The organism is Marinicauda algicola, from assembly GCF_017161425.1.
GTDB classification, from domain to species: Bacteria; Pseudomonadota; Alphaproteobacteria; order Caulobacterales; family Maricaulaceae; genus Marinicauda; species Marinicauda algicola.
In genome coordinates, this window is record NZ_CP071057.1 from 758354 (window position 1) to 770203 (window position 11850).

13 protein-coding genes and 1 tRNA gene are annotated in these 11850 nt (G+C 65.8%); all 14 read left to right on the forward strand.

Features of this window, described 5'->3' with window-relative positions:
- The first annotated feature begins 89 nt into the window (after nucleotides 1-89).
- The 14 genes from JW792_RS03760 to nuoK all read left to right on the forward strand — a co-directional run bounded on the left by JW792_RS03760 (nucleotide 90) and on the right by nuoK (nucleotide 11843).
- Nucleotides 90-166, forward strand: a tRNA-Asp gene (locus tag JW792_RS03760).
- 161 nt (nucleotides 167-327) lie between these two features.
- Complete coding sequence (locus JW792_RS03765; protein WP_135997356.1) at nucleotides 328-1482, forward strand: serine hydrolase domain-containing protein; 1155 nt, start codon at nucleotides 328-330, stop codon at nucleotides 1480-1482.
- A gap of 316 nt (nucleotides 1483-1798) precedes the next feature.
- Nucleotides 1799-2164 (forward strand): NADH-quinone oxidoreductase subunit A, encoded by a 366-nt coding sequence (locus JW792_RS03770; protein WP_135997357.1) that lies wholly within the window; start codon nucleotides 1799-1801, stop codon nucleotides 2162-2164.
- A gap of 3 nt (nucleotides 2165-2167) precedes the next feature.
- Entirely contained in the window at nucleotides 2168-2731 is a 564-nt protein-coding gene (locus tag JW792_RS03775) for a NuoB/complex I 20 kDa subunit family protein (RefSeq protein WP_135997358.1), read from the forward strand.
- Between the two features lie 9 nt (nucleotides 2732-2740).
- Nucleotides 2741-3349, forward strand: coding sequence for an NADH-quinone oxidoreductase subunit C (locus JW792_RS03780; protein WP_135997359.1), 609 nt, complete (start codon nucleotides 2741-2743; stop codon nucleotides 3347-3349).
- Between the two features lie 3 nt (nucleotides 3350-3352).
- On the forward strand, nucleotides 3353-4543 hold the full coding sequence (locus JW792_RS03785; protein WP_135997360.1) for an NADH-quinone oxidoreductase subunit D: 1191 nt from the start codon (nucleotides 3353-3355) through the stop codon (nucleotides 4541-4543).
- Nucleotides 4543-4920 carry a nuclear transport factor 2 family protein gene (locus JW792_RS03790; RefSeq protein ID WP_135997361.1) on the forward strand — a complete coding sequence of 126 codons (378 nt, stop codon included), beginning with the start codon at nucleotides 4543-4545 and terminating at the stop codon, nucleotides 4918-4920. The genes JW792_RS03785 and JW792_RS03790 overlap by 1 nt, the downstream gene beginning before the upstream one ends.
- Before the next feature lie 3 nt (nucleotides 4921-4923).
- Complete coding sequence (nuoE, locus tag JW792_RS03795) at nucleotides 4924-5835, forward strand: NADH-quinone oxidoreductase subunit NuoE (RefSeq protein ID WP_135997362.1); 912 nt, start codon at nucleotides 4924-4926, stop codon at nucleotides 5833-5835.
- Between the two features lie 3 nt (nucleotides 5836-5838).
- Nucleotides 5839-7152, forward strand: coding sequence for an NADH-quinone oxidoreductase subunit NuoF (gene nuoF / locus JW792_RS03800; RefSeq protein ID WP_135997363.1), 1314 nt, complete (start codon nucleotides 5839-5841; stop codon nucleotides 7150-7152).
- Between the two features lie 9 nt (nucleotides 7153-7161).
- Nucleotides 7162-9273: an NADH-quinone oxidoreductase subunit NuoG gene (gene nuoG / locus JW792_RS03805; RefSeq protein WP_135997364.1), complete on the forward strand. Its 2112-nt coding sequence runs from the start codon at nucleotides 7162-7164 to the stop codon at nucleotides 9271-9273.
- Nucleotides 9274-9279: 6 nt separating this feature from the next.
- Complete coding sequence (gene nuoH / locus JW792_RS03810) at nucleotides 9280-10329, forward strand: NADH-quinone oxidoreductase subunit NuoH (protein WP_135997365.1); 1050 nt, start codon at nucleotides 9280-9282, stop codon at nucleotides 10327-10329.
- Between the two features lie 23 nt (nucleotides 10330-10352).
- Nucleotides 10353-10841 (forward strand): NADH-quinone oxidoreductase subunit NuoI, encoded by a 489-nt coding sequence (nuoI, locus tag JW792_RS03815; protein WP_135997366.1) that lies wholly within the window; start codon nucleotides 10353-10355, stop codon nucleotides 10839-10841.
- A gap of 84 nt (nucleotides 10842-10925) precedes the next feature.
- Nucleotides 10926-11534 carry an NADH-quinone oxidoreductase subunit J gene (locus JW792_RS03820; protein WP_135997367.1) on the forward strand — a complete coding sequence of 203 codons (609 nt, stop codon included), beginning with the start codon at nucleotides 10926-10928 and terminating at the stop codon, nucleotides 11532-11534.
- Nucleotides 11535-11843: an NADH-quinone oxidoreductase subunit NuoK gene (gene nuoK, locus JW792_RS03825; RefSeq protein WP_135997368.1), complete on the forward strand. Its 309-nt coding sequence runs from the start codon at nucleotides 11535-11537 to the stop codon at nucleotides 11841-11843.
- The last annotated feature ends 7 nt before the right edge of the window (nucleotides 11844-11850 follow it).

Below are 11850 nucleotides of genomic sequence, written 5' to 3' on the forward strand. Positions count from 1 at the left end.
CCGCATCATCCTGCTTGACCGTGATCGGGTCCGGCTTTACGTAACGCCTCCTGCCGCACGGGAGACCGGCGCGGCGGATCACGAAGTGTGCGGGTGTAGCTCAGTTGGTTAGAGCGCCGGCCTGTCACGCCGGAGGTCGCGGGTTCGAGCCCCGTCACTCGCGCCACTTCAGGAGACACGAAAACGGCCGCCGGGCATTCCGGCGGCCGTTTCGCGTCCGGGGCAGCGCTCATTACCGCATCCTCTCCGGATCATGACCGGGCTTTAAGTGGCGGCACATTTGCCGGCTTGCTAGACCTCGCCCGACAGGACAGGAGGCAAGTCACCATGAATCTTCGCGTTTCCCTCTGCGCCATCGCGCTGACCGCGGGTGTCGCGTGCGCCGCTTCTGCCGGCGAGCAGCCCGACTTCGACAGTCTGGTGGAAAGGCTCGACGCCCGGCTCGAGGCCGCCGAAGCCAGCGATGAGTTTTCCGGCACCGTGCTCGTCGCGGTCGGGGACGAGGTCATCTACCGCGAGGCCTTCGGCCTGGCCCATCGCGGCCACGGCGTTCCCAACCGGGTCGACACCAAGTTCAATCTCGGCTCGATCGACAAGCAGTTCACCATGGTCGCCGTCATGCGCTTGGCCGAGGCCGGGCTGATCGATCTCGACGCCAATGTCGCGACCTATCTGCCCGACTGGCCGAATCGCGATGTCGCGGAGAACGTGACGGTCCGCCACCTGCTGACCCATACCAGCGGCATGGGTTTTTACTGGACGGATACGTTGCACCGCGAGATCGGGCGGTTCCGGACCCTGCAGGATTTCGCCGGCCTCTTCGTCGACGAGCCGCTCGCGTTTCGCCCGGGCGAGCGCTGGGCGTATTCCAACAACGGCTACATCGTGCTCGGCCTGATCCTCGAGTCCGTCACCGGCGAGGGGTATCACGACCATATCCGCCGCGTGATCCTGGAGCCGCTCGACATGGAGAATACCGGGCCGTTCGCGGTCGACGAGGTCACGCCCAATCTGGCGACGGGCTATAGCCGCGTCTCGGTGCAGGAACTCCTGGCCGGGTTCGACCCGGGCGGCGAGCGCCAGCAGGAGGTCTGGTACGCCAATTACTACACCCACCCGCCGCGCGGGGCCTCGGCCGGCGGAGGCTATTCCACGGTCGATGACCTGTTCGACTTCATGCGGGCCCTGCGCCAGGGCGTGCTCGTCTCGGCCGAGAGCTACGAGATGATCGCCGCCCCGTACAATCGCTACCTGTCCCATCCGCAATCGCGTTCCTTCTACGGCTATGCGATGCAGATCACCGATCCGGGTTTGCCGAGCGAGCGCCTCGGCCACACCGGGGGCGGGCTCGGCAACGGCGCGTTGTCCTTCTACTACCCGGCCTATGACCTGACGGTTATCTGGCTGACCAATCAGGATGGGGCGGTCTCGATCCCCGGCGGCGTCGTGAGGGATTTCATCGCGGCCCTCGGCGAGGGCTGAAGCCTGCGGCCCGCGCCGGCGAACCGGCCGGCGGGGTGGGCGCGTCGGATGTGTTTTCCATTTGAAAACATGGGCAGCTGACGCGCCCTCCACCCCGCCTCCGGCCAATATTGCAAACCGTTCGCAATTACTTGCATTTACGCTGCAATAGCGGCTGTGAGCCGCAGGCTTTTCGGCTTGCGGCGCAACAGGGCTCGCACTAGTTTCCGCCCCGACCGCGCCCCGGGAGTCGGGGTGTGCGCGCTCGCGCGGCCGTCCGGCGCGCCGGGCGCGATCGCCGACCGGTCCCACGACGAGAAAGGCTTCGAAAGAGCGGATGAACGCGCTTCTCCTCGAATATCTGCCGATCCTCATCTTCCTCGGCATCGCCGCGATCATGGGCGTGGCCTTCATCCTCGCCGCCTTCGTGCTCGCCCCCTCCGACCCGGACCCGGAAAAGGTCTCGGTTTACGAGTGCGGCTTCAACGCCTTCGACGACGCGCGCATGAAGTTCGACGTGCGATTCTACCTCGTGGCCATCCTGTTCATCATCTTCGACCTGGAGGTCGCCTTCCTCTTCCCGTGGATATTCCCGGTGTTCGAGGGCAACCTCTTCGCCTTCTGGTCGATGATGGTCTTCCTCGGGGTGCTGACCATCGGTTTCCTCTACGAATGGCGCAAAGGCGCGCTGGACTGGGAGTGAGGCATGGCTGACACGACCCTTCCCGCCGGATCCGGAGCGCGCGCGAAAACCCCGCTCTACGATCCGAAGAAGCACGATCCCTTCTTCGACGGGCTCTCCGACCAGCTCGCCGACAAGGGCTTCCTGGTCGCGCGCGCGGATGATCTCATCACCTGGGCGCGCACCGGCTCGCTGATGTGGATGACGTTCGGCCTGGCGTGCTGCGCGGTGGAGATGATGCAGGCCTCCATGCCGCGCTACGATATCGAGCGTTTCGGCGCCGCGCCCCGCGGCTCGCCGCGCCAGTCCGACGTGATGATCGTCGCCGGCACGCTCACCAACAAGATGGCCCCCGCGCTTCGCAAGGTCTACGACCAGATGCCCGAGCCGCGCTATGTCATCTCGATGGGCAGCTGCGCCAATGGCGGGGGGTATTACCACTATTCCTACTCGGTGGTGCGCGGATGCGACCGCATCGTGCCGGTCGACATCTACGTGCCGGGCTGCCCGCCGACGGCCGAGGCGCTGATCTACGGCATCCTGCAGCTGCAGAAGAAGATCCGCCGCGAAGGCTCGATCGAGCGCTAGGGGAAAGAGATGTCCGAAGCCCTGAAAGAACTCGGCGAGCACATCGCGAGCGCGCTGGAAAACGACGTGCGCGAGTGGGTCGTCGATCGCGGCGAGCTGACCGTGACGATCCATCGCGACCGTGTGGTCAAGGTAATCCGCTTCCTGCGCGACGACCCGGCCTGCCGCTTCACCACGCTGATCGATATCTGCGGGGTCGACTGGCCGAGCCGCACCCAGCGCTTCGACGTCGTCTACCACCTCCTGTCGATGCACAAGAACCACCGGATCCGGGTGAAGGTGTGGACCGACGAGGACACCCCGGTGGAGTCCATCACCGAGCTGTTCCCGGCGGCGAACTGGTTCGAGCGCGAAGCCTTCGACATGTACGGCATCCTGTTCGACAACCACCCGGACCTGCGCCGCATCCTCACCGATTACGGCTTCCACGGCTATCCGCTGAGGAAGGACTTCCCGCTCACCGGCTTCGTCCAGGTGCGCTACGACGAGGAGCAGAAGCGGGTGGTCCACGAGCCGGTCGAGCTGGTGCAGGACTATCGCGATTTCGATTTCCTCAGCCCCTGGGAAGGCGCGAAATACGTGCTGCCCGGCGACGAGAAGGCGGAGGGGAAGGCTTAAGAGATGGCCGAGACGGATATCCGCAATTTCACGATCAACTTCGGCCCGGTCCACCCGGCCGCGCACGGCGTGCTGCGCCTCATCCTTGAGATGGACGGCGAGGTGATCGAGCGCGTCGACCCCCATATCGGCCTTCTGCACCGCGGCACCGAGAAGCTCCTGGAGCACAAGACCTATCTGCAGGGCATCGGCTATTTCGACCGGCTCGACTATGTCGCGCCGATGAACCAGGAGCACGCCTTCTGCCTGGCCGCCGAGCGCCTGGCCGGCATCCCGGTGCCCAAGCGCGCGAGCTATATCCGCGTGCTCTATTGCGAGATCGGCCGGATCCTCAACCACCTGCTCAACATCACGACGCAGGCGATGGATGTCGGCGCGCTCACCCCGCCGCTCTGGGGGTTCGAGGAGCGCGAGAAGCTGATGATCTTCTACGAGCGGGCCTCGGGCGCGCGCATGCACGCCCATTATTTCCGCCAGGGCGGGGTTCATCAGGACCTGCCGCAGAAGCTGATCGACGACATCGCCGCCTGGTGCGAGCAGTTCCCGAAATTCGTCGACGAACTCGACACGCTGCTGACCGACAACCGGATCTTCAAGCAGCGCAATGTCGATATCGGCGTCGTCAGCAAGGAGGATGCGCTCGCCTGGGGCTTTTCCGGCGTGATGGTGCGCGGTTCGGGCATCGCCTGGGATCTGCGGCGCGCCCAGCCCTACGAGGTCTATGACGAGCTGGAGTTCAAGATCCCGCTCGGCAAGAACGGCGACAATTACGACCGCTATCTCTGCCGCATGGAGGAGATGCGCGAGTCGGTGAAGATCATGCAGCAATGCTGCGAATGGCTCTCCAGGGACGAGAACCAGGGCGAGGTGCTGCCCACCGACACCAAGTGGGCCCCGCCGCGCCGCGCGGAGATGAAGCGCTCGATGGAAGCGCTCATCCACCACTTCAAGCTCTACACCGAGGGCATACACGTGCCCGAGGGCGAGGCCTATGCCGCCGTGGAGGCGCCCAAGGGCGAGTTCGGCGTCTACATGATCGCCGACGGCACCAACAAGCCTTACCGGCTGAAGATCCGCGCGCCGGGTTTTGCCCACCTGGCCGCCATGGATCACCTGAACAAGGGCCACATGCTGGCCGACGTCTCGGCCATCCTCGGCTCGCTCGACATCGTGTTCGGGGAGGTCGACCGGTGATGACCATCGCCGCCTCCATCGCGCTCGCCCTGAGCGATCCCTCGCCGCAAGCCCTGGCGCAGGCCCAGCTCGACGCGTACAACGCGCGCGACCTGGAGGCCTTCGTCGCGGTCTATGCCGAGGATGTCGAGGTCTACACCTATCCCGGGCAGCTCGTCCTCGAAGGGCGCGAGGCGTTCCGCGCGCGCTATGCGCAACGCTTCGAGACCGAGGGACTGCGGGCCGAGATCCTGCATCGCAGCGTCCTCGGCAATCGCGTCGTCGATCACGAGCGCGCCTGGGTGAACGGCCCCGCCGCGGCACCGGTCGAGGTCATCGTCATCTACACGATCGAGAACGGGCGCATCGCCCGCGTCGAATTCCTGAGAGAAGAGTAAGCGATGAGCGTTCGCCGACTCGCAGAAGAGCAGCCTGAAAGCTTCGCCTTTTCGAAGGCGAGCGAGAAAAAGGTTGCGTTCTGGATGAACAAGTATCCGGAAGACCGTAAAGCCTCCGCGGTGATCCCGCTGCTCTGGCTCGCCCAGAAGCAGGAGGGCTGGGTCTCCGAGCCTGCCATCCGCGACATCGCGAACCGCCTCGGGATGCCGTACATCCGCGTCTACGAGGTCGCGACCTTCTACACCATGTTCAACCTGGAACCGGTCGGCGAGCACCTGATCCAGGTCTGCGGCACGACGCCGTGCTGGCTGCGCGGCGCGGACGACCTGAAGGCCGTGTGCGAGACGCGCATCGGCAAGAAGGGCCGCGGCAACGTGACCGCCGACGGCAAGTTCAGCTGGGAGGAGGTCGAGTGTCTCGGCGCCTGCGCGAACGCGCCGATGGTGCAGATCTCCAATGCCGACGGGGATTACTATTACGAGGACCTCACCGCGAAGGACCTCGAGGCCATCCTCGACGACCTCGCGGCGGGCAAGTCCATCGAGCAGGGCCCTGTGACGGGGCGCAAGTCCTCCGAGCCGACGAAGGCCAGGCAGAAGGTCCTCGCCGAGGAAAGCCTGTTCGACGGCTCGCGCGCGAAGCCGTTGGGCGCGCTGCCGAGCGGCAAGGGAAAGGCCGAGGAGCCTGCGGCGAAGACCAAGAAGGTCTCCGACGAGCGCCACGAAACCGAGGAGAAGCGGGGCAAGGCGATCGCCAAGCCGGCGCCGAAGGACAAGGCGGAAGCCACCAAGCCCGCCGGGCGGCCCAAGGCGCCGAAGATGGCCGATCCCGACAAGCCGGACTCGCCCGTCGTGAAGAAGAAGGCCACGCCGAAGAAAGCTGCGCCGAAGAAGCCCGGCAAGAAGGACGAATAGGTCATGACCCAGCTTCTGCAGGACAAGGACCGCATCTTCACCAATCTCTACGGTCATCACGACTGGCGCCTGGCCGGTGCGAAGCAGCGCGGCTGCTGGAACATGACCCGGGAGATGCTGGAAGAGGGCCGCGACTGGATCATCGGCGAGGTGAAGGGTTCCGGCCTGCGCGGCCGGGGCGGCGCCGGCTTCCCGACGGGGCTGAAATGGTCCTTCATGCCGAAGGAGGTGGGCGCGCGTCCGCACTATCTCGTGGTCAATGCCGACGAGTCCGAGCCGGGCACGTGCAAGGACCGGGAGATCATGCGCCATGATCCCCATCACCTGATCGAGGGCTGCCTGATCGCGTCCTTCGCGATGCAGGCCCACGAGTGCTACATCTATATCCGCGGCGAGTACGTGCTCGAGCGCGAACGCCTGGAGGCGGCGATCGCCGAGGCCTACGAGGCCAGGCTCATCGGCAAGGACAACGTCCACGGCTGGGATTTCGACCTCTACGTCCACCACGGCGCCGGGGCCTATATCTGCGGGGAAGAGACCGCGCTCCTGGAGAGCCTGGAAGGCAAGAAGGGCCAGCCGCGCCTCAAGCCGCCGTTTCCGGCCAATGCCGGCCTCTATGGCTGCCCCACCACGGTCAACAACGTGGAATCCATCGCGGTCGTGCCGACCATATTGCGCCGCGGCAAGGAGTGGTTCGCCGGCTTCGGGCGCGAGGGCAATACCGGCACCAAGATCTTCTCGATCTCCGGCCATGTGAACGCGCCGTGCAATATCGAGGAGGCGATGAGCATCCCGCTTCGCACCCTCATCGACTCCTATGCCGGCGGCGTGCGCGGGGGCTGGGACAATCTCAAGGCCGTCATCCCCGGGGGATCGTCGGTGCCGCTGATCCCGAAGGAGATCTGCGACGACGTGCTGCTAGATTTCGACGCGCTGAAGGAACACAAGACGGGTCTTGGCACCGCCGCGGTCATCGTCATGGACAAGTCCACCGACGTGGTGAAGGCGATCGCGCGGATCAGCTATTTCTACAAGCACGAGAGCTGCGGCCAGTGCACGCCGTGCCGGGAAGGCACCGGCTGGATGTGGCGCGTGCTGGAACGCATGGCGCGCGGCGAGGCGGAAACCAGCGAGATCGACGATCTGCTCGATGTCGCGGGCCAGGTGGAAGGCCACACGATCTGCGCGCTCGGCGACGCGGCGGCCTGGCCGGTGCAGGGGCTCATCCGCCATTTCCGCCACGAGATCGAAGAGCGCATCGAGAATTACCGCGCCGGACGTCCGGTGTTCGTGCAGGCGCCTGTGGCGGCGGAGTAGGGACGAGAGATGTCTGAGAACACGCGCACCATCGTCATCGACGGCGAGGAAGTCACCGTCCCGCAGGAGTATAACCTGCTGCAGGCGGCCGAGGCGGCCGGCCGGGAAATCCCGCGCTTCTGCTATCACGAGCGCCTGTCGGTCGCCGGCAATTGCCGGATGTGCCTGGTCGAGCTCGTCGGCGCGCCCAAGCCCGTGGCCTCGTGCGCCTTCCTCGTCAAGGACATGCGCGGCGGGCCGAACGGCGAGCCGCCGGCCATGCGCACGCTTTCCCCGCTGGTCAAGAAGGCGCGCGAGGGGGTGATGGAGTTCCTGCTCATCAACCACCCGCTCGACTGCCCGATCTGCGACCAGGGCGGGGAATGCGACCTGCAGGACCAGTCCATGGCCTACGGCCGCTCGGGCTCGCGCTATGCGGAGAACAAGCGCGCGGTCGAAGACAAGTACATGGGCCCGCTGATCAAGACGATGATGACCCGCTGCATCCAGTGCACGCGCTGCATCCGCTTCGCCACCGAGATCGCGGGCGTGTCCGAGCTCGGCGCCATCGGGCGCGGCGAGGACATGGAGATCACGACCTATCTCGAAAAATCGATGACCTCGGAGCTCTCCGGCAACGTCATCGATCTCTGCCCCGTGGGCGCGCTCACCTCGCGGCCCTACGCCTTCAACGCGCGGCCCTGGGAGCTGACGAAGACCGAGACGGTGGACGTGATGGACGCGGTCGGCTCCAACATCCGCGTCGACAGCCGGGGCGGGGCGGTGCTGCGCATCATGCCGCGCCTGCACGAGGACGTGAACGAGGAGTGGATCTCCGACAAGACCCGCTTCGTGTGGGACGGGCTGGGGCGCCAGCGCCTGGACCGGCCCTATGCGCGCGAGAACGGCAGGCTGAAGCCGATCGACTGGCCGACCGCGCTGCAGCTCGCCGCCGAACGCCTCTCCGGCAAGCCCGAGACCGTCGGCGTGATTGCCGGCGACATGAACGAGGTCGAGGGCCTGAAGGCGGCCAAGGACCTGTTCGACGCGCTCGGCGTGAAGAACATCGATTGCCGCCAGGACGGGGCCAAGGTCGGCACCGGCCCGCGCGAGAGCTATCTGTTCAACTCCACCTTCGCCGGGGTGAACAAGGCCGACGCGATCTTGATGATCGGCGTCAATCCGCGCCTCGAGGCTGCGGTGCTCAACGCCCGCATCCGCCAGCGCTGGCTCAATTCCGACATGAAGATCGGCCTGATCGGCGCGGCCGTGGACCTGACCTACGAGTACGAGCATCTCGGCGACAAGCCCGCCGACATCGCCGCGCTGAGCCGCAAGCGCTCGGGCTTCATCAAGACGCTGAAGGACGCCGAGCGCCCGATGATCATCGTCGGCGCCGGTGCGCTCGCCCGCGAGGACGGCCCGCAGATCCTGCGCGCGGCGGGCGAGCTTGCCGACGCGATCGGCGCGGTCAGGGAAGGCTGGAACGGCTTCAACGTGCTGCAGACCGCCGCGAGCCGCGTCGGCGGCCTCGATCTCGGCTTCGTTCCGGGCGAGGGCGGCAAGACCACCCGCGAGATCCTCGACGCGGCCGAGGCCGGCGAGATCGCGACGGTCGTCCTGCTCGGCGCCGACGAACTCGACATGACCAGGCTTGAGAAGGCCTTCGTCATCTATGTCGGTCATCACGGTGACAGGGGCGCTCAGGGCGCCGATCTGATCCTTCCTTCAGCGGCTTACACCGAGAAGCCGGGGATCTACGTGAACACCGAGGGACGCGCCCAGCTGGCCGAACGCGCCGTCTTCCCGAAGGGCGAGGCGAAAGAGGACTGGGCGATCTTCCGCGCCCTGTCCGCCAGGCTCGACAAGACGCTGCCCTACAACGATCTCAACGCGCTGCGCGCCAGGCTGATCGAGGAGCTTGCGCTGTTCGGCCAGATCGATCACGCCCCCGGGGCGGCGAGCGCGGCCGGGTTCGAGGTCGCCGGGATCGGCGAGGCGGGCGATGTCTCCGATGCCCCGTTCGGCGAGGCGATCGCCGACTTCTATCTGACGAACCCGATCGCGCGGGCCTCCAAGACCATGGCGGAATGCTCCGCGAGGGTCCGCGAGGCGCGCGCCGAGCTGCAGGCGGCGGAGTAAGGCCCGATGAACCAGTTCGTTACCCAGTTCGGTCCGATCGGCGGCGCGCTCATGAGCGCGGCCCAGATCCTCGCCTTCATGATCGTCCTGCTGCTCTCGCTCGCCTTCCTCCTCCTGTTCGACCGCAAGGTCTGGGCGGCGGTGCAGCTGAGGAAGGGCCCCAACGTGGTGGGCGCCTTCGGCCTGCTGCAGTCCTTTGCCGACTTCCTGAAGTTCGTGCTTAAGGAGATCATCGTGCCGGCGGGCGCGGACCGGCCGCTCTTCATCCTCGCCCCGCTGATCACCTTCATCCTCGCCTTCATTTCCTGGGCGGTGGTGCCGGTGGCGCCGGGCTGGGTGATCTCCGATATCAATGTCGGCATCCTCTACATCTTCGCGATCTCCTCGCTGGGCGTGTACGGCATCATCATCGGGGGCTGGGCCTCGAACTCGAAATACCCGTTCCTGGGTTCGCTGCGCTCGGCCGCGCAGATGGTGTCCTACGAGGTCTCGATCGGCTTCGTGATCGTCGCCATCCTGGTCATGGCCGGCACGATGAACCTCTCCGAGATCGTCGTGGCGCAGTCGGGCGGCTTCTGGAACTGGCACATCCTCAGCCTGGACATGCTGCCCTGGCCGGCCTTCGCGCTGACGATCCCGCTCTTCGTGATCTTCTTCGTCTCCGCGCTGGCGGAGACCAACCGGCCGCCCTTCGACCTTCCCGAGGCCGAGTCCGAGCTGGTGGCGGGCTATCAGGTGGAATACTCCTCCACGCCCTACCTCCTGTTCATGATCGGCGAGTATCTCAACATCGTCCTGATGTGCGCGCTGATGACCGTGCTGTTCCTGGGCGGCTGGCATCCCCCGGCGGATATCGCGCCGCTGACCTGGGTGCCGCCGGTGATCTGGTTCGCGCTGAAGGTCTTCGTGATGTTCTTCATGTTCGCGATGGTGAAGGCGCTCGTGCCCCGCTACCGCTACGACCAGCTGATGCGGCTGGGCTGGAAGGTCTTCCTGCCCGCCTCGCTCGCGGCCGTGGCGCTGATGGGCGGGTTCGTCGTCTATTCCAATGCTTAGCGCTATAGGAGCGGTTTGACACCATGAACCGGATTGCCCAGACCCTGCGCGGCGCGGCCCTGATGGACTTCTGGGGCGCCTTCTTCCTCGGGATGAACTACTTCTTCCGCAAGAAGCCGACCGTGAACTATCCCTTCGAGAAGGGCCGTCTGTCCCCGCGCTTCCGCGGCCAGCACGCACTTCGCCGCTACGCCAACGGGGAAGAGCGCTGCATCGCGTGCAAGCTGTGCGAGGCGGTTTGTCCGGCCCAGGCGATCACCATCGAGGCCGAGCCGCGCGCCGACGGCTCGCGCCGCACCACGCGCTACGACATCGACATGGTGAAGTGCATCTATTGCGGCTTCTGCCAGGAAGCCTGCCCGGTCGATGCCATCGTGGAAGGCCCGAACTTCGAATACGCCACCGAGACCCGCGAGGAGCTCTACTACGACAAGGAGAAGCTCCTGGAGAACGGCGACCGGTGGGAGCGCGAGATCGCGCGGAACCTCGAACTCGACGCGCGCTATCGCTGAGGCTATTACGGCGCGCGACTCATCAAGGGCAGGGCGCTTCGCCCCGCCGACCCGACGAAACCGCTTTTCCCACTGGGGGGCTTCATGCTTCAGGCAGCGGCCTTTTACGTCCTAGCAGCCGTCGCGATCGTGTCCGCCTTCATGGTGGTCGCGGCGCGCAACCCGGTGCGCTCGGTCCTGTTTCTGATCCTCGCCTTCTTTTCCGGCGCGGGCCTGTTCGTGCTGCTCGGCGCGGAGTTCCTGGCGATGATCCTGGTCATCGTCTATGTCGGCGCGGTCGCCGTGCTCTTCCTGTTCGTGGTGATGATGCTCGACATCGACTTCGCCGAGCTGCGCCAGGGCTTCCTGAGCTATCTGCCGCTGGGCGGGCTGGTCGCCCTGATCATGGCGATCGAGCTGGCGATGATCGGCTCGCTGTGGGCGACCTCGGAAACGGCCAGCGCCGCGCTGCGCTCGCCGACCCCGGAGGGCGTCAGCAATGTCGCCGCGCTCGGTGCCATCCTCTACGACGAGTACGTCCTGTACTTCCAGCTCGCCGGCCTCGTCCTCCTCGTCGCCATGATCGGCGCCATCGTGCTGACCCTGCGCCACCGCGAGGGGGTCAAGCGCCAGGATATCGGCAAGCAGGTGCGCCGCACGCGCGAGGAATCGGTCGAGGTCGTCGACGTCAAACGCGGTGAGGGGATCGGATAGATGGAAATCGGCCTCGGACACTATCTCGCGGTCGCCGCGATCCTGTTCACGATCGGCGTGTTCGGCATCTTCGTGAACCGCAAGAACGTCATCATCCTGCTGATGTCGATCGAGCTCCTCCTGCTCGCCGTCAACATCAACCTCGTCGCCTTCTCGGCCCATCTCGGGGACCTCACCGGGCAGGTGTTCGCGATGTTCATCCTGACCGTCGCCGCCGCCGAGGCGGCCGTCGGCCTCGCCATCCTCGTCGTATTCTTCCGCAATCGCGGGGATATCAGCGTCGACCACATCAACATGATGAAGGGCTAAGCCAGTC

What these genes read in the sequence shown, in the direction of transcription:
- JW792_RS03765 (WP_135997356.1), top strand. Translation starts at nt 328, where the DNA reads ATGAATCTTCGCGTTTCCCTCTGCGCCATCGCGCTGACCGCGGGTGTC.
- JW792_RS03770 (WP_135997357.1), top strand. Translation starts at nt 1,799, where the DNA reads ATGAACGCGCTTCTCCTCGAATATCTGCCGATCCTCATCTTCCTCGGC.
- JW792_RS03775 (WP_135997358.1), top strand. Translation starts at nt 2,168, where the DNA reads ATGGCTGACACGACCCTTCCCGCCGGATCCGGAGCGCGCGCGAAAACC.
- JW792_RS03780 (WP_135997359.1), top strand. Translation starts at nt 2,741, where the DNA reads ATGTCCGAAGCCCTGAAAGAACTCGGCGAGCACATCGCGAGCGCGCTG.
- JW792_RS03785 (WP_135997360.1), top strand. Translation starts at nt 3,353, where the DNA reads ATGGCCGAGACGGATATCCGCAATTTCACGATCAACTTCGGCCCGGTC.
- JW792_RS03790 (WP_135997361.1), top strand. Translation starts at nt 4,543, where the DNA reads ATGACCATCGCCGCCTCCATCGCGCTCGCCCTGAGCGATCCCTCGCCG.
- nuoE (WP_135997362.1), top strand. Translation starts at nt 4,924, where the DNA reads ATGAGCGTTCGCCGACTCGCAGAAGAGCAGCCTGAAAGCTTCGCCTTT.
- nuoF (WP_135997363.1), top strand. Translation starts at nt 5,839, where the DNA reads ATGACCCAGCTTCTGCAGGACAAGGACCGCATCTTCACCAATCTCTAC.
- nuoG (WP_135997364.1), top strand. Translation starts at nt 7,162, where the DNA reads ATGTCTGAGAACACGCGCACCATCGTCATCGACGGCGAGGAAGTCACC.
- nuoH (WP_135997365.1), top strand. Translation starts at nt 9,280, where the DNA reads ATGAACCAGTTCGTTACCCAGTTCGGTCCGATCGGCGGCGCGCTCATG.
- nuoI (WP_135997366.1), top strand. Translation starts at nt 10,353, where the DNA reads ATGAACCGGATTGCCCAGACCCTGCGCGGCGCGGCCCTGATGGACTTC.
- JW792_RS03820 (WP_135997367.1), top strand. Translation starts at nt 10,926, where the DNA reads ATGCTTCAGGCAGCGGCCTTTTACGTCCTAGCAGCCGTCGCGATCGTG.
- nuoK (WP_135997368.1), top strand. Translation starts at nt 11,535, where the DNA reads ATGGAAATCGGCCTCGGACACTATCTCGCGGTCGCCGCGATCCTGTTC.